The organism is Phaeobacter sp. 11ANDIMAR09 (assembly GCF_001294455.1).
GTDB lineage: Bacteria > Pseudomonadota > Alphaproteobacteria > Rhodobacterales > Rhodobacteraceae > Pseudophaeobacter.
The window spans coordinates 1-19,362 of sequence record NZ_LIKT01000041.1 but is presented as its reverse complement, the minus strand read 5'-3'; the positions used below and the strand labels follow the sequence as shown (position 1 = coordinate 19,362).

18 protein-coding genes and 1 pseudogene are annotated in these 19,362 nt (G+C 54.8%); 5 read left to right on the top strand and 14 right to left on the bottom strand.

All coding sequences use genetic code 11. The annotated features are described in order from the left end of the window. The 3 genes from AN476_RS23285 to AN476_RS20890 all read left to right on the top strand — a co-directional run. Window positions 1-193: hypothetical protein (locus AN476_RS23285; RefSeq protein WP_216598409.1), on the top strand; the 193-nt coding region annotated here is incomplete at its 5' end. Further along, window positions 180-629: a hypothetical protein gene (locus AN476_RS20900; RefSeq protein ID WP_157063828.1), complete on the top strand. Its 450-nt coding sequence runs from the start codon at window positions 180-182 to the stop codon at window positions 627-629. The genes AN476_RS23285 and AN476_RS20900, both read left to right, overlap by 14 nt. 394 nt (window positions 630-1,023) lie before the next feature. Next, on the top strand, window positions 1,024-1,413 hold the full coding sequence (locus AN476_RS20890; RefSeq protein ID WP_054463705.1) for a hypothetical protein: 390 nt from the start codon (window positions 1,024-1,026) through the stop codon (window positions 1,411-1,413). A gap of 338 nt (window positions 1,414-1,751) precedes the next feature. Here AN476_RS20890 and AN476_RS20885 read toward each other — a convergent pair whose 3' ends face one another. From AN476_RS20885 to AN476_RS20865, 5 genes are read right to left on the bottom strand one after another with little or no spacing between them, the layout of a single operon-like run. Further along, entirely contained in the window at window positions 1,752-2,858 is a 1,107-nt protein-coding gene (locus AN476_RS20885) for an NAD(P)/FAD-dependent oxidoreductase (protein ID WP_054463704.1), read from the bottom strand. Further along, window positions 2,858-3,532: an SDR family NAD(P)-dependent oxidoreductase gene (locus AN476_RS20880; RefSeq protein ID WP_054463703.1), complete on the bottom strand. Its 675-nt coding sequence runs from the start codon at window positions 3,530-3,532 to the stop codon at window positions 2,858-2,860. Before AN476_RS20880 ends, AN476_RS20885 begins: the two co-directional genes overlap by 1 nt. Before the next feature lie 4 nt (window positions 3,533-3,536). Then, complete coding sequence (locus tag AN476_RS20875) at window positions 3,537-4,214, bottom strand: cupin domain-containing protein (RefSeq protein WP_054463702.1); 678 nt, start codon at window positions 4,212-4,214, stop codon at window positions 3,537-3,539. Window positions 4,215-4,229: 15 nt separating this feature from the next. Continuing rightward, window positions 4,230-5,210 (bottom strand): MBL fold metallo-hydrolase, encoded by a 981-nt coding sequence (locus AN476_RS20870; RefSeq protein WP_054463701.1) that lies wholly within the window; start codon window positions 5,208-5,210, stop codon window positions 4,230-4,232. Between the two features lie 56 nt (window positions 5,211-5,266). Beyond that, on the bottom strand, window positions 5,267-5,968 hold the full coding sequence (locus tag AN476_RS20865; protein WP_054463700.1) for a type 1 glutamine amidotransferase domain-containing protein: 702 nt from the start codon (window positions 5,966-5,968) through the stop codon (window positions 5,267-5,269). 107 nt (window positions 5,969-6,075) lie between these two features. Here AN476_RS20865 and AN476_RS20860 point away from each other — a divergent pair, with 107 nt between their 5' ends. Beyond that, the gene (locus AN476_RS20860) at window positions 6,076-6,621 is read left to right on the top strand and encodes a TetR/AcrR family transcriptional regulator (RefSeq protein WP_054463699.1); all 546 of its coding nucleotides are present in this window, start codon (window positions 6,076-6,078) and stop codon (window positions 6,619-6,621) included. Between the two features lie 781 nt (window positions 6,622-7,402). On the opposite strand, the gene AN476_RS20855 is transcribed toward AN476_RS20860, so the two are convergent. The 8 genes from AN476_RS20855 to AN476_RS20820 all read right to left on the bottom strand — a co-directional run bounded on the left by AN476_RS20855 (window position 7,403) and on the right by AN476_RS20820 (window position 18,285). After that, window positions 7,403-9,151, bottom strand: coding sequence for an AMP-binding protein (locus AN476_RS20855; protein ID WP_054463698.1), 1,749 nt, complete (start codon window positions 9,149-9,151; stop codon window positions 7,403-7,405). 12 nt (window positions 9,152-9,163) lie between these two features. Further along, window positions 9,164-11,521: an amidase gene (locus AN476_RS22645; protein ID WP_083464442.1), complete on the bottom strand. Its 2,358-nt coding sequence runs from the start codon at window positions 11,519-11,521 to the stop codon at window positions 9,164-9,166. Between the two features lies 1 nt (window position 11,522). Further along, window positions 11,523-12,239 (bottom strand): ABC transporter ATP-binding protein, encoded by a 717-nt coding sequence (locus AN476_RS20845; RefSeq protein WP_054463697.1) that lies wholly within the window; start codon window positions 12,237-12,239, stop codon window positions 11,523-11,525. Continuing rightward, window positions 12,232-13,269 (bottom strand): branched-chain amino acid ABC transporter permease, encoded by a 1,038-nt coding sequence (locus tag AN476_RS20840; RefSeq protein ID WP_054463696.1) that lies wholly within the window; start codon window positions 13,267-13,269, stop codon window positions 12,232-12,234. Before AN476_RS20840 ends, AN476_RS20845 begins: the two co-directional genes overlap by 8 nt. Continuing rightward, a complete protein-coding gene (locus AN476_RS20835) occupies window positions 13,269-14,135 on the bottom strand; it encodes a branched-chain amino acid ABC transporter permease (RefSeq protein WP_054463695.1) in 867 nt (288 codons plus the stop codon). The genes AN476_RS20840 and AN476_RS20835 overlap by 1 nt, the downstream gene beginning before the upstream one ends. Before the next feature lie 85 nt (window positions 14,136-14,220). Then, window positions 14,221-15,441 carry an ABC transporter substrate-binding protein gene (locus AN476_RS20830; protein ID WP_054463694.1) on the bottom strand — a complete coding sequence of 407 codons (1,221 nt, stop codon included), beginning with the start codon at window positions 15,439-15,441 and terminating at the stop codon, window positions 14,221-14,223. A 50-nt stretch (window positions 15,442-15,491) separates the two neighbouring features. Further along, the gene (locus AN476_RS20825) at window positions 15,492-17,093 is read right to left on the bottom strand and encodes a flotillin family protein (protein ID WP_054463693.1); all 1,602 of its coding nucleotides are present in this window, start codon (window positions 17,091-17,093) and stop codon (window positions 15,492-15,494) included. Window positions 17,094-17,226: 133 nt separating this feature from the next. Continuing rightward, window positions 17,227-18,285, bottom strand: coding sequence for a substrate-binding domain-containing protein (locus AN476_RS20820; RefSeq protein ID WP_083464443.1), 1,059 nt, complete (start codon window positions 18,283-18,285; stop codon window positions 17,227-17,229). Window positions 18,286-18,438: 153 nt separating this feature from the next. Here AN476_RS20820 and AN476_RS20815 point away from each other — a divergent pair, with 153 nt between their 5' ends. Further along, entirely contained in the window at window positions 18,439-18,864 is a 426-nt protein-coding gene (locus tag AN476_RS20815; protein WP_054463692.1) for a MarR family winged helix-turn-helix transcriptional regulator, read from the top strand. A gap of 403 nt (window positions 18,865-19,267) precedes the next feature. On the opposite strand, the pseudogene AN476_RS22975 reads toward AN476_RS20815, so the two are convergent. Then, window positions 19,268-19,362, bottom strand: a pseudogene (locus AN476_RS22975) (IS5/IS1182 family transposase); the annotation flags it as partial.

Below are 19,362 nucleotides of genomic sequence, written 5' to 3'. Positions count from 1 at the left end.
AGTGATGTATTATGGAACATTGGGCGGTGCGATAGTTTCTGTAATCTCGTTAGTGACAATTGCAATTACTGGATACTTTGACGTTCTTGCTCCTAAACGCCCAATTCTTTCGGTAAATGTCTCAGAGGCAGCGTTCGAAAATATCAGAAATCTTACTTGTGACGCCGAGAAATTTGGTGGTGAAGCGCACTGACCCCAGCGACCTACTACTTATAGAAGGTGTGATCGAGAACACAGGAAACCTCGCCGGAGAACTTCGGTTCTCAAGCGGTGACATTAGGTTCCAAGATCAAGAGAGAATAGCCCGACCGCTGGCCGCGTTTGGTCCTGTTGAGTCCGGCGACCGGTACTTTGTGAATGCGGGAGGCACAATTCCATTCACGGTTAGAGCACCAGTCTATCGAGACAATAGTGATGGCTTCTATGTGGCAGAAATCGAAATTGACCCAATGGAAGCTGGTAGGAAGCTCTTCATAAGGGAGCGCATAAGCCTTGTATTCTATACCTATGCTTCAGGACAAAGGACGAGCCAGCGACTAACGCAAGAGCTCGATTTCTATCTCGAACCCGTTTCGAGTGGGTGGATTGTCGATGGAAAAGAGTTCACGTTCCTGTGCTCCAACCTATAGCAACTGTCGGATGACAAGAACCGCAAGGCCTAATAGTGCGGCCCATAAGAGACATTCGCCGCCGCCATCAATGCTGCAGTGCGGCTTCACCAGACTGGCTATTCGCTGCGAGTGCTCAATTTCAATCGTGTTCAAGGTTCGCTCTGCGGACAATCCGGCCACCCACCTGTTTGGCATCAATGACCGCAGTCAGCCCAAAGTGACTGGTACGAAGGGAAGTTAGTTCATCTTGCTGCACACGCACAAATCGCGCCTCGACTTCCCGGAACCGGACATTCAAGCTGTCAAACGCGGTTTTTGCCCTCAATGGCGGCTTGGAGTCCAGCTTGACCGATGCTGCACACGCGGCAAGTGTCCGTTCACAGAGATTTTGGATCAAAAGTGTGACTGGCCAATGAGCATTTCCTCCATTCCGTTCTTAGTCGACATCTTCGGTTTCAGCTACCTGATCTTGGCATTGCAAGTCAGCAGCGGCTTCCCGCCCTTCTATAAGAAGGCTAACTTGGAGGAAGACATGAAGCTTGATCTACCTTTCATGTTTGGAGTCCTAGCGCTCTTGGCTACCTCCACAATTTTTCCTTATCTGTTTGTCATCTTCGGCCTTTTGTCCGCGTTTGTTGTCATTCGAGTGCGGAGAAGAGTTCAGGGGCGGACAAATGGGCCGCTTCCATGGCTTCTTTCTCCAATAACTATTGGCGTATTCAACCGTTGGCCAATGTTTCTTTTTGATGCTTGGACAATCGGACTTGCAGCGCTGATGATAACTGAAATGTTCGCCAGATAGTCGTTGATTGCTCGGGTTGCTCGACACTACCCCGCTCGGAACCGAACCGGTCATTGGTCCAACTGCAACGGACGGCAGCTTCGTCCGCGTTGCCGACCTCCGGGCCTTAAAATCGCAATCTTTCCTGACTGATGTTGTCAGATGACCGATTTGAGCCCATACCAGAAGTGCCGATTTCGTGCAGCGCGCGCACGCTGCGCGAATTTTTCTGCATGTGTATGTGATATCTAACGTCGTAGCGGGTCGAGTAACTGCCATTCGCACCGTTTGTCTGCCGGACAAACGTCAAGCATGAGACCGCAAGGCGAAATAGCAGTATTTTCAGTTTCTAACTTTCTTTACGTGCCAGTTGGCGGATAGGCCTCCGTTACCATTGACAGCACCGCGGTTGTTGAGGCGGCTCTTTCGGCAGCCTCTAGTGCGCCTTCTAGATATCCACCAAACCTGCGCGCGGTCTCGGTGGAACAGAACTGCACGCCTCGTGCTGCAAGGCTGTTGAGGTTTGAAGGTAATCCGTAGTTTGGGTGATAACCGACTGGAGTGCGATCCTGCGTGCGCGCGATTTCAGGGATTGTCGCCCAATCCTGCAATATCAGATCACGTGGTTGCGCCATCTTGGGACCAAATATAGCGGTGAGCTGGGCAAGAGCCTGTTCCATCATGTCATCTTTCTGCGCCACGCGCACATCCGCTGGGTAGCCAACGAAACCGAAGAGCGCATAGGGCCCGCCCTCGATCGGAGAGGCGTCGTGGATCTCGACCATGGGGCCGCGGTGGCTCGTGGCATCGCCCGAGAGCCCGTCATTGCGCCAATGGGGTTCATCATAGACCGCGAGAATCTTGGCTTGCCCAGCCATCCAGGTCGGGATGTTCATCAGAGACTGGCTTTGAGCCGCATCCAGCGCTGGCTCGAAATTGACGGTTTCTTCGATGACCCGCGGCGGGATGGCCAGCATGATTTGTCTGGCTTCAACGGTATAGGACGCGCCGCCATGATCGAGCAGTGCCGTGATCTTGCCGGGGGAGTGGCGGATTGTTTCGAGCCTGGCTTGCGTCAGGATATGCCCTGCTTGCATTGATCCGGCAAGCGCGTCGATCAATGCTCCCATGCCACCGGCAAGCCGGTAGGAGCCCTGCATCGAGGCATAGCCTCGGGCCCGTTGGACGGCACCGGACTGGTCCTGGTACATCTGATCACCGGTTGAATGTTGCGGGAATACGGGGATATCGAAACGCCGCGCTAGGGCCGCCATCCGAGGTTGACCGGGCCAGAACCAGGCAGGGCCAAGGTCGAATTTTCCACCTGACAAAACCTTGGTAAGGATACGCCCGCCGAGATTATCCTGGGCCTCAACCAGAAGGAAATCCGTGCCCGCGCGTGTCAGGTGGTCTGCAAGGGCGAGACCGGAAAGACCGCCGCCAACGATGAGAATATTGGTTTGCATCAGAAGGCCTCTCCCATGGGCCTGAGATCCAGTTCGTGGGTCCAGGTGGATTTTGGTTGGTTGGCAAGCGCGAGATAGGTGTTTGCGATGTCTGAGGGTTTCATCATGCGCGAGGGGTCCATGTTATGCCGAGCCTGGCTCGCCTCGGTATCGACGATCCCGTCAAGGATCACATGCACCACATGCACGCCCTTGGGCCCGTATTCCCGGGCAAGGGATTGGGTCAATGCCCGCAGGCTCGCCTTGGCCGAGGCGAAGGCCGAGAAGTTCCTGCCGCCGCGCAGGCTGGCGGTAGCGCCGGAAAAGATGAATGTTCCGCCGCCGGTCTCGACCATCGCTGGCAAGACACCTTGCGCAAGATTGACGGCCGACAGGACCATCGCGCGCCAGGTTGCCTCAAAGTCGTCGACACTTGTGTCCTCAAAGGGTGAGATCACCAGCTTCGCCGTGTTGTGAACGACAAGCTTTGGCGCTCCATGGGTGCAGATCATGTCGCGCAGTCTTGCCTTGGTATGGCGCTGATCGGTCAAATCGACGGCCTGCGTGGAACCTGCACCTTGCGGCACAGTCCGGTTCAAGCCAAAGGCGTTATATCCGTTCCGGCCGAAGGCCGAGACCAGCGACTGGCCAAGGCCGGGACCGGCACCGGCGACGATTGCGAGGGAGTTGGTCATGGTCTTATCCTGCTGTGGGGATGATCGGCGGTTCCGCCAGATGATCGGATTTGATCCACAGGCGCGCGCCCTCGGGTCCGACAGAGGCATCCAGCGCCATGCCCGGTGGCAGGCGCAGCCAGGCGTTTTTCTCGAACAGCTCGCCGCCTTCGGTGAAATTGCCCTCGATGACTAGCGCTTCGAATCCCTTATGATCGCTCACGCTTACCTGTGCCGATGGGCGCCACAGTTCGATCCGCACCCGTTCGCGGGCATCCTCGAACAGCGGGATTTCAGAGACGTCGTCCGAGACCGGGCGCGGCGCCTCGGCGGTTGTGTCGATTGTCAATTGGGTGCGATCATCGGGATCGAATTGCCAGAGCTTGACCAGGATCGTGGCCCCTTCGGCCGCGCTTGGCGTGTGCGAGGTGGTCGGCGGGTTGCGCACGTAGGTGCCGACGGGAAAATCACCGTGCTCGTCCTGAAAAACCCCATCGAGCACCAGAAACTCTTCGCCTCCGGTATGGGTATGGGCCGAAAAGGCGCTGCCCGGCGCATAACGTACAATCGACGTCGCGCGCGCCACCTCGTCACCGATCCGGTCGAGCATCCGCCGGTCGACACCCTTCATCGGCGAGGCGATCCAGGGTTGGCTTTCCGAATGGACAACGGCACGTTCGTCAAAATTGGCATTGATCTCCATGGCTCACGCCCTTTCTCAAAGGTTGATTTTCATTCCTACAGCAATCGGCACGACCCGCGCGCCATATTGGCGCTCTAGCGCATTGGTCGCGCGCCAGCCCGTACAATGGCCGGGCATAATCAGGTCAATGTCAAACTGCGCGAAATCGGCGACGGTCTGGCCGATGATCGTTTCATTTCCACCGGCGAGGTGAAAGCCGCCAATCAGGCCGTGGATCGGCCCGCCCAGGGAGTCTCTTTGCGCGGCATGCAGCACGTCGACGATGCCCGCATGCGAACAGGCCGAAAACACCACCAGCCCCTTGCCCGCGATGTTCACCGCGACATAGCGCTCATCCATGAGCAGTGGATCGTCTTCCCAATCCGTACCGTCTTCGGTGCGGCGGACATGACCGGGGAACCCGACCTCGTAGTCCGTGATGCGGGGGATTTCGCCCGAGATGTAAAACATGTCGTCCGGTGCGCTGACCGGTTGATCGGTGACGACGGGTGTCGCCCCCTGTTCGGCCAGTTCTTCCGGTGTGGCTATTTCGCGAATTTCGATCAACTCTCCGGACGAGAGCGGGAAAGCGCGTTTGCGAAACATGCCGGGATGCAGGTAGACCGGTAAGTCGCCGGTCTGGCCGTCCTTGCGGATCAGGTCGATCGCCGCAGGAATGCCGCCTGCGTGATCCCAGTGCCCATGTGACAGGGCGATGGCCTCGATGGCGCCAAAGGAAGTGCCCAGACGCGACGCGTTGTATTCGACCGCAAAGTCAACCGGCCCGGCATCAAAGAGCAATGTGTGTTCCGTGTCACCACGCCGGGCTGTGATGATCAGCGCCAACCCGTGATTGGCGCAACACTGACCCGCGCCCGAAATTTGCTCCATCCCAGCATTGTGCAGGTTGACCCACTCATGGGTGAACCCGTCGGGAACGCTGGACAGGCTGTCGGTCTGGATGTCGATCAGAACGAGGATATCGACACTGTCGATGGGGTGCAGCTTGGCGGACATGGGTTTCTCCAAAGAAAGTTGCTGGGGCGGAGATTTTCCCGCCCCGGCGGGCGGCGTCAGGCAGCCAGACGCAGTTTCAGTGCTTCGGCCAGCGGGGGTGCGGAGGCCGGACTCTGGCCGGTCATCAGTGCGCCATCCTCGACCACGTTGGCCTCCCAGTTGGCCTTGCTGACGTAATTGGCGCCACGGCGCTTCATCTCGTCTTCAAGCGAGAACAGCAGGTGATGCAGAAGCTCGATCTCGCTGTCTTCGTCATTCTTGAACCCGGTCAGGTTCAGGCCATCGACGAGATAGCTGCCATCGGATTTCTTGATGTCGCGCAGGATCGCCGGTGCGTGGCAGACCATGGCGACGGGCCGGCCAGATTCGTAGAAGTCGCGGATCATCTTGATCATATAGCTGTCCGAGGCCAGATCCCAGATCAGGCCATAGCCGCCCGGCACGAAGAGTGCATCGAAGGTCGAATAGTCAACCTCGCGCATCTTGCGGGTGTTCTGAACCGCGAACATCGCCACCGGATCGTTGAAGAACCGTTCGGTGTTTTCAGTTGTGAACGGCGCCTTCATCGACAACAGGTCAATCGGTGCATTGCCGCCCTCGGGCGAGGCAAAGACAACCTCGTAACCCGCTTCCGTCAGGACATAATACGGGGTTGCAACCTCTTCGAACCAGGTGCCGGTTTGCTTGCCCGAGATGCCCATCTCGTCAACCGACGACATGATCAGCAGGACGCGTTTTTGTTGGTTTCCAGTAGTCATCGTGTTTTCCTTTCTTTGATGTCTATCTATCACTAGGTAGGCAAAATTTAGAAGTTGATTCCCGACCTGTCAACGGATATCTATCAACTGATAGATTGGAGGCCATCATGCCACTGACAATGAAAGAAAAAATTCTTATCGCAGCCGAGAAACGCGTACGCAGCGCGGGCTTTTCCGAGATGAGTTTCCGCGATCTGGCCAACGACGTGGGAATCAAAAGCGCCAGCGTTCACTACCATTTTCCCACCAAACCGGACCTCGGAGAGGCGCTGGTTGCCCGCTATGCTGAGCAGTTCAAATCCGAGCTCGACAAGATCGACCGCAACGACCTGCACACGGCGCTAGAGAGTTTCGTGGCGCTCTATTCCAACGCACTTGTGTTGAACAAATCGATTTGCCTGTGTGCTGTCATGGGAGCAGAGGCGATCGGACTGCCTGAAAACGTCAACCAGCGTACCAAGGCGTTTTTCGAAATGAACAAGACCTGGCTTGAAACCCTGTTCACCCGGCATGGCGTCAAGGACGCGAGCGATATGGCAAGCCTCATCGTTGCGGCTCTTGAAGGTGGCATGATCGTCGCATCCTCGTCAAACGACCGCTCGATGTTCGAGCAAGTCGCCCAAACGGCTATTCGCAGCATTGCGGCGGCATGAGGATCAAAGCTTGGAGCTGCAAAGCATATGCTCAGCATTCCTCATAGGCAGCATGTCCCAATAGTCGCAATCGATTCTTTACGTATAGTTCTTTCATCAGGGGGGTGCTCGGATCGTATTGGGGGTATCGGCGCTGGTAGATTGAGTTCTTAACCCATGAACTGTTGGTATTCACTTATTTCACACCCGCAGGGCTTACTACCCTGTGATTGTCCCTGGTGGCAGCTCAACCTTGGCTTGCATCCTATCGAAACTCACTTGGTTGATTGGCAGCTTCGGTGGAATCCGCAGCGTCGCAGAGATTTCGCCGCTGCAGGTGCGAACGTTTTCTGCGTGAGCAAAAGCTGCATTGGCAAAAGGAAGGTTTGTCCGCTCTGCCGACCTCCATCCCCCTGAGTTTTGCGTAGGCCTTCACCAATGACCGGTTTTCACGCCGCACCGCAGCGTCCTCTGTCTGGTTTCGTAGGTTGAAGGCCCGACTTTGCAAAGCTCACTAACTGCGCATAGCCGACCTAGCAGGGGGCTGCGAAGCTGGCGCCCATCCTCTCAGGTTTCAGAAGGCTGCTGTCAGCCCTTCTTAGACATTCGTTCCAGGTGCAGCATTTGCCTGGGTTCAAACACCAAGGGCGGACTGCGGACTTTCGCCGCAGATGTGTGCCGAATTTATATAGAGCAGTTAAAGCAGACATAAAGTCTGTGACGGAGCCTGAAATTCTATGTCCCCGCCGCAAAAACACTCGGAGCCTTGTGACACCAAAGCTACAGAAGTCGGGAATGACCGCTATCCAAGCATCTCCAGCATTTTGTCTCGCATTAGAAACTTCTGAGGCTTTCCCGTGATTGTCATCGGAAGCTCGTCAACGATCCGAAAGTGTCGCGGAATCTTGAAGTGGGCAATCTGTCCTTTAAGAGCATCGCGAAGTGCGTCTTCGGACAGATCCATGCCAGGCTTGGCAATTGCCCAAGCACAGACTTCTTCTCCGAACTTTTCATCAGGAATGCCAAAGACTTGAACGTCGCTCACCTTTGGATGCTGAATTAGGTATTCCTCGATTTCACGGGGGTAGATATTTTCTCCGCCACGTATGATCATGTCCTTCACACGGCCGACGATGGAGCAAAAACCATCCTGGTCGAACACGGCGAGATCACCAGTATGCATCCACCCATCGATAATGCTCTCAGAGGTCCTTTCTGCGTCCTCCCAATAGCCTTTCATGACCGAATAGCCACGGGTGCAGAGTTCGCCCTGGATGCCCACGGGGACAATTTGCCCATTCTGATCAACGATCTTGACCTCAAGGTGGGGATGAACGCGACCAACCGTTTCACAGCGTTTTTCAGTGTGATCGTCGACAAAACTCTGAAATGACACAGGCGAAGTTTCTGTCATCCCGTAGCAGATCGTGACCTCTTTCATATTCATTTCAGAGGTCACCCGCTGCATGATCTCCTTCGGGCAGGGAGCCCCGGCCATGATACCAGTGCGCATAGTTGACAGATCACGTGGTTTAGCTTCGAGCTTTTCAAGCATTGCCACAAACATGGTCGGCACTCCGTAGAGAGCCGTACAGTGCTCTCCGGTCAGTACATCAAGCGTCTGTGTCGCATCAAAACCTTCACCGGGGAAAATCAAGGTCGCCCCTTTGCTGACAGCGCCGAGCACCCCCATGACCATGCCAAAACAATGATAAAGAGGTACAGGGATTGCCAACCGGTCAGTCTCTGACAGGCCAATACGATCCGTCACATACCGCGCATTATTGACGATCTTGTAGTGCGACAGCGTGGCCCCTTTAGGCATCCCCGTCGTACCGGACGTGAACTGAATGTTGATCGCATCGTCGGGACCAAGCGATTTGTCGATCTCGCAGATGCGAAGTTGTTGGGCCGGTCCGCCGAGCTTGCGGAGCGTTTCGAAAGAGTACGCACCAGGGCCTGGTTCATCCCCCATGAAAATAACGCTTCGCAAATTCGGCAGTTTCGTTGCGCGCAGACCTCCAGGGTCGCACCTCTCAAGTTCGGGGGCAAGAGTACGGATCATTCCTGCGTAGTCGGAAGATTTGAAGGCCTTGGCGGCGATAAGGACTTTACAGCCCACCTTGTTCAAGGCGTATTCCAGCTCTCCCAGGCGGTAAGCGGGATTGATATTCACAAGAATAAGCCCGACACGCGCCGTGGCAAATTGGGTAAGTACCCACTCAAATCGATTGGGCGACCAGATGCCAACCCGATCCCCCTTTTCCAGACCAAGCGCCAGTAACCCGGAGGCTAGTTCATCGACGGCGCGGTCCAAATCATAATAACTCATCCGGATGCCCTGTTCATGGAAAACAGCGGCTTCTCTGGGTCCAAACCGTGAAACAGCATCCCGTAAAAGCTGAGGGATGGTGATGTAGGCCAATGGTGAGGACGAGGGCCCACAAACATATGATTTGCCGTCTTGAGGCGCCGTGACATCCCCGGTGGCTTCCGTTCGTAGATCCCGATCAGAAATACGAACCTCCAGGCTTTCGCTCAGGATTGACATGTCGATCCTCCCTTACATGTTGCGCCAGTCGCCTGATTGCTCAAATGCATCCGCCGCCTGATAAATTTTCATCTCGCCGTAGTGCGGACCAACCAGCATCATGCCGATGGGCAGACCTCCGCTCAGCCCGCAGGGAATACTCATGGCAGGTAGCCCACCATTAAACGGCGCGGTGTTGGGGACCATTTCAAAGGCCCGCTGCACATAGAGGCTGAGCGAACAATCAGCAGGCGGATGTGGCTGTGGCTTGATCGGCAGCGTTGGCATCAGCAGCAGATCGTATTGCTTAAGCGCTGCCAGATAGCGTTCATTGCAGAGCCGCATGATGTTCTGGCCTTTGCCGTAAAACCGGCCTCGGTACTGGCGCTGAAAGTGCTCGCCCACGAACATGCAGGCTTTGAGCGAATGGCTCAGCTCATCTGCGCGACCCTGCCATTGCGCCATGTGGTCGGTCATCGAAGGCAGAAAGAGGCCCTTGTAGTTGGTGCCTGACGAGTTGCCCCACATCATCCCGTCCTGAAGCCCCTCGAGCGTGATTGCGGTCCAGGCATCCATGGCGGTGTGATGTTCGACGATGGAAATCTCCTCTACCCGCGCACCAAGTTCGCGGAACCGATCTGCGGCTTGCATGACCTTTGCATCCACGTCGGTTTCTGAGTTTTCATGACCAAACCCTTCTTTTAGAATGCCAATCCGCATCCCATGTGCACCACGCCCCAATGCCTCGGTATAGCTATAGACCGTGGGCTTGTACTGGCGCGGATCAAGGCCGTCTTCACCGGCCAACACTTCGAGAAGAAGCGCATTGTCCGCCACGTTGTTTGTCACCGGTCCAAGATGGTCGATGGTTTGCTCGATCGGCATCGCGCCAGTGTATGGCACAAGCCCATGGGTAGGTTTCATCCCATAAACACCGCAATTGGAGGCCGGAATGCGGATCGACCCGCCCTGATCTCCGGCAATGGCCATGTCGACCTCACCGGCGGCCACCAAAGCAGCCGACCCGCCAGAGGAACCGCCCGCCATGTATCCGCGTTTCCAAGGATTATGGATCGGCCCCTTGGCATTGGTGTGTGAGCCCCCCGACAGGCAAAAATTTTCGCAATGTGCTTTGCCCGTGATCATCGCCCCTGCATCCAGCATGCGTGTCACGATGGTGGCGTCGATCTCGGGCGTGTAGCCTTCCATGATGGAGGAGCCATTCATCATCGGCACACCGGCCAGACATATGGTGTCCTTTAGCGCGATGCGCTTGCCGCGTAGTTTTCCATCCGGCGCGCCGCGCACTTCTGTTTTCACGTACCACGCGTTTAGTGGGTTCTCGGTCGGGGTCGGGAAACGGCCGGGGCTGCGGGGGTAGCGAACTTCAGGCAGATAGTCCGGCATTGCATCCAAGCGATCATATGCCTGCATGTAGGGTTCAATAATCAGGCGGTATTCTTCCAGATCTTCATCCGAAAGGTTCATGCCGAACCGGCTGGCCATGTCACGCATCTGCGAAAGTGTTGGTCGTTTTACAGTCATGTACGTCACCAGGTTTGCAGCAGCCGCGTCAGTTGCGGCGACTGGCTGAGATTTGGATTGTGTTGCTAATGCAGGCCGGGACGTCGGACGTCCGCTGGCTTGTCCTCTGGTTGATCGCGCGGCCCCAAAGCCGAGAAACTGATCAACCTTGGTCTGATCGGACAGATCGGCTTTGCTGAGTTCCCCTGTTATGCGGCCACGTTCAAGCACAAGCACCCGGTCAGAAAGGTCAGAGATGAAATCGAAGTTTTGCTCGACCAACAGGATGGAGAGCCCCCGGTTCTCGCGAAGGTTAAGAAGTGTTTCGCTCATCTCCTCGATGATCGAAGGCTGGATACCTTCGGTTGGTTCATCAAGTAACAGGAAATCCGGATCGCCCATCAGGCAGCGGGCAAGGGCCAGCAATTGTTGTTCACCACCGGAAAGCGCGCCGCCTTCGCGGTCAAGCAATGGACGCAAGCGTGGGAAATCAGAAAGCACAGCGTCCATCACATCGATTTCAGAGGCACCTGCATATTCATGCCAGGCAAACCGCAGATTGTCGCGTACAGTCAGCTGCGGGAAAATCCCTCTTCCCTGTGGCACATAGCCCACCCCCAAACCGGCCCTCTGGAATGGTGACATCTCGGTTATGTCATTTGAATGAAACCTGATTGTCCCTGCCGCTGTGGGAAGAAACCCCATGAGCGTTTTCAGAAGCGTGGTTTTGCCCATGCCATTGTGACCAAGAATGCCCACAATTTCGTTGTCGGCAACCGAAAATTCGATTCCGTGCAGGATCGGTACTTTGCCATAACCGCCCGAGAGACCTTTGATCTTTAGGATGTCTGTTGCGTCTTCACTCATCTCAGTTCTTCTTCCCAAGATAGACGTTGCGCACCGTAGGATCGGACATGACCCGATCTACGTGATCTTCCATCAGTACTTTTCCCTGATGGAAAACCGTCACCATCTCTGCAATTGAGCGAATGAACTGCATGTCATGCTCAACGATGATGATCGCTGCGGTCTTGTTCAACTCGTGGATAATTTCTGTCATGCGCTCCACGTCTTCGGCGCTCATGCCTGCTGCTGGTTCATCAAGAAGCACCAGCCATGGATCACCGACAGCTACCAGGCCCAGTTCAACCCGCTGCCGTTCGCCATGGGCCAGCTGCCCGAGATCGTCACGGGCAATCGAGCCCAAGGCCAGACGTTCGATGATTTCTTGTGTTTTCCGATTAGCTTGTTGGGGGGCATGAAACCGCCGGGCTGCAAGCCAGATGTTTTCAAATACACTTAAACTGTCCATGACATTGGGCGTCTGCGTCTTTATCCCAACGCCAAGCGAGGCGATCTGGTGCGGCATCCAACGGGTGGTTTCCACCCCTTGCATATAAATCTCGCCCTCAGTTGGGGTTTGTAACCCCGTCACGCATTTGAAGAAAGTAGACTTACCTGCGCCGTTCGGACCGATAAGGCAACGCAGCTCTTTTTCACGCAGTTTAAAATCAACGTTATCAGATGCGACCACGCCACCAAATCGCATGGTAAGACCTTGAGTTTCTAGAATAATTTCAGCCATTTATCCGCCCCCGGCTTTTCATGCGACGTTGCAGATGAATGCGCTCCTTCGGGCGACGGCCAAAACTCACCTTCCACAGACTAGCCAAGGCCGGAACTATGCCTTTTGGCAAGAAGAGAACGAAGAGCACTAGGATCAAGCCGGTGATCAATGTGTTATCAATCAAAGTCTGTTGACCTAAAAGAAACTTTAGATAGGCCAGTCCTGCGGCCCCAAGGATCGGCCCCAAACGCGTGCCCAGCCCGCCAACGATGCACCAGATGATGATTTCGGCAGATTGGCCCAGCGAAAACAGGCTGGGGGTCACAATCTCGGCCCAGTTCGCGAACAATGCGCCGGCCAAACCGGCAATGGCGGCCCCCGCAGCAAACAAGACGGTTTTTCTGGCGCGGACGTCATAGCCCATGAGGGACATCCGAGTTTCATTCTCTCGAATGCCGACTGCGATACGGCCAAAACTTGATCTCAGCAATGCCGACACAAGGAAGAACACTACTCCCAACAGAACCGCGCAGACATAAAAATAGCTGTCCCCCCAGATGTAATCGTCCGGATGACCGGGGATGTTCAGGGTCTGAAAGCCTGGGATGCCATTGAAACCGCCCAAACGAGCGTTCCCAATCATATATTGCGGTCCAGCTGTGGAATTGATGAACTTGAACAGGATCAAGGTTACGACCAGCGTGATGACACCAAGATAGACGTCATTCAATCGCCCATAGAACATCATCGCGCCTAAAAGGGCCGCAAATACCGCCGGAACAAGAACGGCGAGGACCATTGGAACCGTGCTTTCACCAATGTTGATGGCTGCAATGGCATAGGTATAGGCGCCCAAACCGAAAAATGCGGCTTGCCCGAAGCAGAGGATGCCTCCAAATCCCCAGATCAAGCCAAGGCTTAGTCCGAGCATTCCGTAAACGATCAAAACAGTCAGGGTATATGTGCTGGTCAACAGCGGCATCACCCAGATCAGGATCGCTGTGACGAGGATAGTCGTGATGGCGTCTTTTGAAAGGCTCCTAGGCATCACAGCTTCCCCTTGAAGAATTTGGCGGTAATACCCTGCGGCAACAGGCGAAGCAGGACGACCGCAGCCACAAGAAGGGCGACTTCACCGATCACGGGCGAAATGGCAAAGGTGAAAACTTGGTTCACAATGCCGAAGAAACCGGCGCTTGTGAAAAGGCCTGCAATCAGAGAGGGCCCGCCCGCGATCACCGTGATGAATGACTTGGCGATATAGGCACCACCCGAGGTCGGGACGAGGCCAACCAGAGGGGCAAGAACCGCTCCGGCCAATCCAGAGAGGGCGGATCCACAAAAGAAGGTGGCCATGTAGATACGATCAGGACTGTACCCCAGCGCTGCCGCCATATCCGAGCGTTGCATCGCGCCGCGTGCGATCAGCCCGGCACGGGTCGACTTTAGGATTGTAAGCATCCCGATCAGCAGCAGTCCCGCGACCACGATGATAAAGAAATTGTACCCGTTGATCTGATAGTTTCCGATGGTAAATCCAGGGATAGGTGTTGAGATCCCGGTTGTGGTATTGCCAAAGATCATGGTGGCAAGACCAATGAAGAACAGGCTCAGTCCCCATGTCGCCAACATCGTATCGACCAGTCGCCCATAGAGATGGCGAATGACCAGCCGCTCAGTGATAAGACCAATCAGGCCAACAACAATTGGTGCGATAATCAGCATGGCCAGAAAGATATTCACGCCAAGGTTTACAGCAGTGATGGTGGCATACCCCCCCAGCATCATGAATTCGCCATGGGCGAGGTTGATCACTTTCATCATGCCGAAAACGACTGCGAGGCCTGCGCTGATCAGGATCAGTGACGCGACTGCATAGAGCATTTCAACAAGAATGACGACGATTAGGTCCATAAGAGTGTGTTTCCGCTGGAAAAATGAGTGGCCCGATCAGGGGCGTGTGGGGCGGCGTTGCCGCCCCGTCAAAATCATCGGGAGATCAGATGTTGATTTCATATTGTGTGTTGTCATTCGGCTTGGCTGACAAGTCGCACACAGCCTGCGTATCGATCGGCTGGCGCTGCGCCAGCGTTTCGATCACTTTCATACCCTGGTTCTCCATTTCCATGATGTGAACATCAAGAACCGCGTGGTGGGTCTTGGGGTCGACTGTGATCTTGCCAGCCGGGCCGTCAATCGACAAACCCGATTCCATCGAAGCAATCAACGCATCACGATCCATCGAGCCAGCCTGGCGCACGGCTTCAGCCCAGGTCATCACGCCCTGATAGTTTGATACCGCAAGTTCATTGATTGCACCGCTGTCTCCATAGGCAGCTGCCCAACGGTCCTTAAAGGCGGTGTTCGCAGGCGTATCCAACTCTTGGCTATAGTTGTAAGCAACCATAATGCCGTTACCTTCTTCAGCAGTCAGAACTTTGTGCTCGTTGCCAACGCCCAAGGTTGTTGATGCTAGAGGAATGCGATCGTTCATGCCCGCAGCGGCCCACTGACGGAAGAAGGAAAGATGTGCACCGCCGACAAGCGGTGCAATCACCAGGTCGGGGCCAGCAGACTGGATCTTGGCGATGGTCGAGCCAAAGTCGCTGACATCCAGAGGAAAGAAGTCGACGCCCACGGTTTCACCACCATTGTCGGCCACGAATTTCTGAATCCAGCGTGCGGTGATCTGACCGTAGTTATAATCGGCCGCGAGGATGTAGACCTTCTTACCTGATTTACCCATTGCGTGAGGCACCAGTGCCTCAACCTGCTGAGCTGGTGTTACACCGTTGATAAATATGTTCCGGTCGCAGACGCCGCCTTCGTAAAGAACGTTATAGAAATATGGTGTCTTGGTTTTACGCATTGTTTGACGGATGGCCTCACGCGAAGCTGACAGAATGCCACCATGTACGACGTCGACCCTGTCCTGACGCGCCAGTTGCTGGCCATATTGAGAATAGAGCGCCATGTCGGACTGAGTGTCATAGGCCACAACTTCGACCTGCTTACCAAGAAGGCCACCGGCGGCGTTGATTTCACCCACGGCGAGGCGCATGGCCATGTCCATTGGCTTGCCATAGGCATCAAAAATGCCAGAGGTATCTAGGATCGAACCCAGCTTGATCGTATCGGCGGCCATGGCCACACGAGGTAACATTGATGCACCGGCAAGTGCAGCCGAGCTGGCTAGGAAGTTGCGGCGGTTTAGTGACATATCAGTTTCCTCCAAATGTCATTCCTGTTGAGGCTGGACGGCTTTTCCCGTCACTTATCGGCTTTTGGTTTGTCTTTGATCCGGTTGGCATAATCAGCGGTTCGGCCTGCTAGATTTGCATCGAAATCAAGACCGATTTCCTCGCCCATCTGCTTCATCGCAGGCAGGCGCACTGCCATTCCGAGGATCTGATCCATTGCGGCACCAAATGCGCCATCAACGCCTTCGCCAGAGCCTGTGCCATTGCTTCCACCTGCGCCCGAGATTTGGTTGATTTTGATCGAGTCGATCTTTTCAACCGGCTTCATCATCTGCGTCATGATTTCGGGCAAACGGTCGAGTTTACGCTCTTCCAAGCGCATCCGGATTACCGCACTTCCCAGTGTGTTCTCAGCTTGGTTTAAAGCGCTGCGACCTGCAGCTTCGGCTTCCATGCTGGCGCGTTCAGCCTGGCTGGCTTTGGTTTTTGCGGCGGCATCAGCCGTGGCTTTTTCAAGCAGAGACTGAACATCATGTTTGACCCTTGCCCCTTCGAGTTCCAGCTCTTTGTCCTGCTGTAGGCAGGCGATTTCACGTTCACGCTCAGCGATTGCACGCTGTTTTTGAGCCTGAACACTTTCCGCCGCCAGGATAACCTTAGCCTGGGCCTCTTCTTCTTCAACGCGCGCTTCGGCCTCCGCCGCACGCTTGCGAGCAATCAGAATATCGTTTTCGATCTTTTCTTCTTCGAGAGTGCGTATTGCTGCCATCTCGGCCTTTCGTAGCGCTTTGTCACTATCTACCTGTGCCGCTTTCACCCGCTTTTCATTCTCAATCCGTGCGGTTTCGCTGGCGAGTTTCGCCTCGTCGTGCGCTCTTTCTTCCCGGGATTTTGCGTCTGCTGTGAGTTTTGCCAGATGCTCTTGCTGCGCAATTTCGGCCTCACGTTCAGCGCGTTTCAGTTCAAGCTGTCGCTGGTGCTGGGCCAGATGACTTTCCCCTACAGCGACCTCAGCCTCTGTCTCGATGCGGATGCGCTGTTTGCGTTGAATTGCGACCAATTCTGCCAACTGACGCATTCCCTGCGCGTTGAAAGCGTTGTTTTCGTTCCACTGGCTAAGGTCGCTTTGATCAACTGAAATAAGCGAAACCGAAATCAAGGTCAGTCCCAGTTTTACGGCCTGTGCTTCGATTGCTTCGGCTACATCTTTGGAAAACCCCGAGCGATCCAGGTGGATATCTTCCAGTGTCCGAGCGGCCGCCGCGCGTTGAATGGCATCGACGAGCGAACCTGCAAAGACATCTTTGACAGTGTCGCCGCCGCGCGCAATCCGTGAGCCCAAAGCCTGAGCAGCAGTCGCGATGCCATCCGTTGTCGGCGCAACACGTAGTTCAAATTCAAACTGGACATCTGCCCGCATCTTGTCCCGTGTCAGGATGGCGTCCCGACCCTCTCGTTGGATGCTGAATGTCAGTGCGCCCATCGATACTTTTTGAATCTGATGCAGGATGGGAAGAGACAGGCAGCCTCCGTCAGTAACGACACGACGCCCGCCCAAGCCGGTTCTCACCAACGCGGTGTCCAACGTAGCTTTTGCGTAATAACACTGCAGAAACCAGATCGCGACCAGTGCGACGACAATCAGCAGAACCGGTAGGATGATCCAAGCCAAGGTAATTCTCCCCATTTGATCAATCGTCGGGCAGACTGCCCGCGATCCATTCGTTCACCAAAGCGTGGGAGATTTTACTTTCCATTTCAAGTAAGAATTTGAAATGGAAATTAATATTTCTTAAGTTATTGTTTTAAAATTCTTTTATCAGTTCAAAGTTCAAACCCTCGGCTCGTGCGAGGTAAATAGGCGCCCTTGCGCCCTTGTTAGATGACGACAATTTTCGCCCACTTCGATGAATCACCGGTAGGACATCGGAGGCGCTATATTCACGCCAAACCTTCTCATGCTGCTGCATCAACCCGGACAAAAAGTGCACTCCTTCATAGGTGGACTGCCCCAATGTGTTCAAGACCGGTGCTTGATCTCCATGCACCCGGTAGTACTTTTCCTTGAAGGTCGCATTTTCTTCGGTCGGTAGCCCGCCAAAATAGGATGATGCGGCGAACATGCGTTGGCTGTTCTTTGCGCCGCATGCAAGCAGGCCATTCTCATCAAGAGCGCAGGACAAACGGATCATCCGGCCGTGCAATTTTGCCTTGCCGAAGGCCCGGTTGAACGCCACCGCGTCCTGACCAATCAGGGAGATCAGTACTGCCTCCGCTCCTGATCTGGCAATCTCTTCGACAAAACGGTTCATGCTTTTCAGGCCAAAGGGAAGGTATTTCTCATAGGCCAAACCAACTGCCATTTCCCGAAGTTTGGCCTTGGCATAGTTGTGTGACGTCCTGGGCCAAACATAGTCGTTGCCAATCAGAGCCCAGCTCCGGGGCCGGTATTCGTTTTGTAGATGCTCAATTGACGGACCCAGTTGTTCTTCGGGTGTTTCGCCTATTGCAAACAATCCGTCCGTTCGCTCACCACCTTCGTACAAAGGTGTGTAGATGTAGGGGATCCGCTGACGGACAATCTTGCTGAGCCGTTGCCGGACGGAACTAATGTGCATCCCGACAATTGCATCAATGGAATCCGTTTCGATCAGGTCGTTGACGGTCTCTTCGATCGAAATGCTTGCCTCCATGGCGGCGTCTATCATGACGAGTTGTACCTTGCGGCCAGCGATACCGTTTGCTCGGTTTAACTCCTCAACAGCGACCTGAGCACTTGAGATGCAAGACGGCGCCCAAAGACCCGCAGCACCACACAGCGGGATAAGGAGGGCGATCCGATACGTTCCCTTGCCGCGCAACACTGGACTATCGCGCAGTTCCTCTAGTTCAGTTGGAACCTCTAGTAACCTAGTCAAAGTAGTTCTGCCTTTCCCTGCCAAATCGGGATCGCTACATACCAATTGATTTTACTTTCCAAGTCAAATAAATTCAGGATATCAAAAACAGGGGCCCCGATGGAAACGCGCTCGAACTCAATTCAGGACTATCTTTCCTATGCTCTGGCTGCGGCCCATCGCAAGATGTCTGCATCTTTGAACGCTCGCCTGAAACAACATGGCATTCAGATCGAAGCTTGGCGCGTTCTTGAAACGCTAGAGGCTGGCCAACGGTTGACTATGGGGCAGCTTGCTGAAGTCGTGTTGATGAACCCACCGACGCTGACAAAACTGGTGGACCGGATGGTTTCTGACGGCTTGGTGCACCGACAAGTTGCGCAGGTCGACCACCGTCAAATCAATGTGCTTCCTACAGCTCTTGGCAAAAAAAGAATGCTGCAAATCCGGCAGGAGGTACAAGAACAGGATGCTGAATTTCAATCCCAGCTTGGAAAGGAAGAGGCTGGAAAACTCATCGAACTGCTACGTGGAGTGGTTCAATAGCCCTCCAACCCCAAGATCACGGTCAACATCGCAAGTTCATGCAATTGATTGGTTCTCATAGACTGATTTGTGGCAAGGCCGACCGTCAGCCAAGCCCAGTAGATGGCAAATCCTTCCACCTAGCGTGAGTTCTGGCAGTGCCCAATTTTTGACCTGCTGCGAACGGCCAGTTCGAAGGACCGCAAAGCAGCATGTTCGACATGTTGCGATAGTCTCCTCTGGGCCGTTCGCGACATTTCGGCACGTCCTAGGGCAACTATTCAAAGGTCAATAACTGCGCATAGCCACCGTTGCTGCCGGTCCACGAGGGTGGCGCCGCTCTCTCCAGGTTCCGGAAGGCTACTCACAGCCCGAAGCGGAAGTGCGTCAGGTTGCCCGATATAGGCTAGGCTAGACTCAGGACTCATAGCCAATAGATGACCAAAGCGGCGAGAGCGCTTGCTGAGAGGTAGACTTTGGGACACCTGTCGTACCGCGTCACCACCCGCTGCCAGTCTT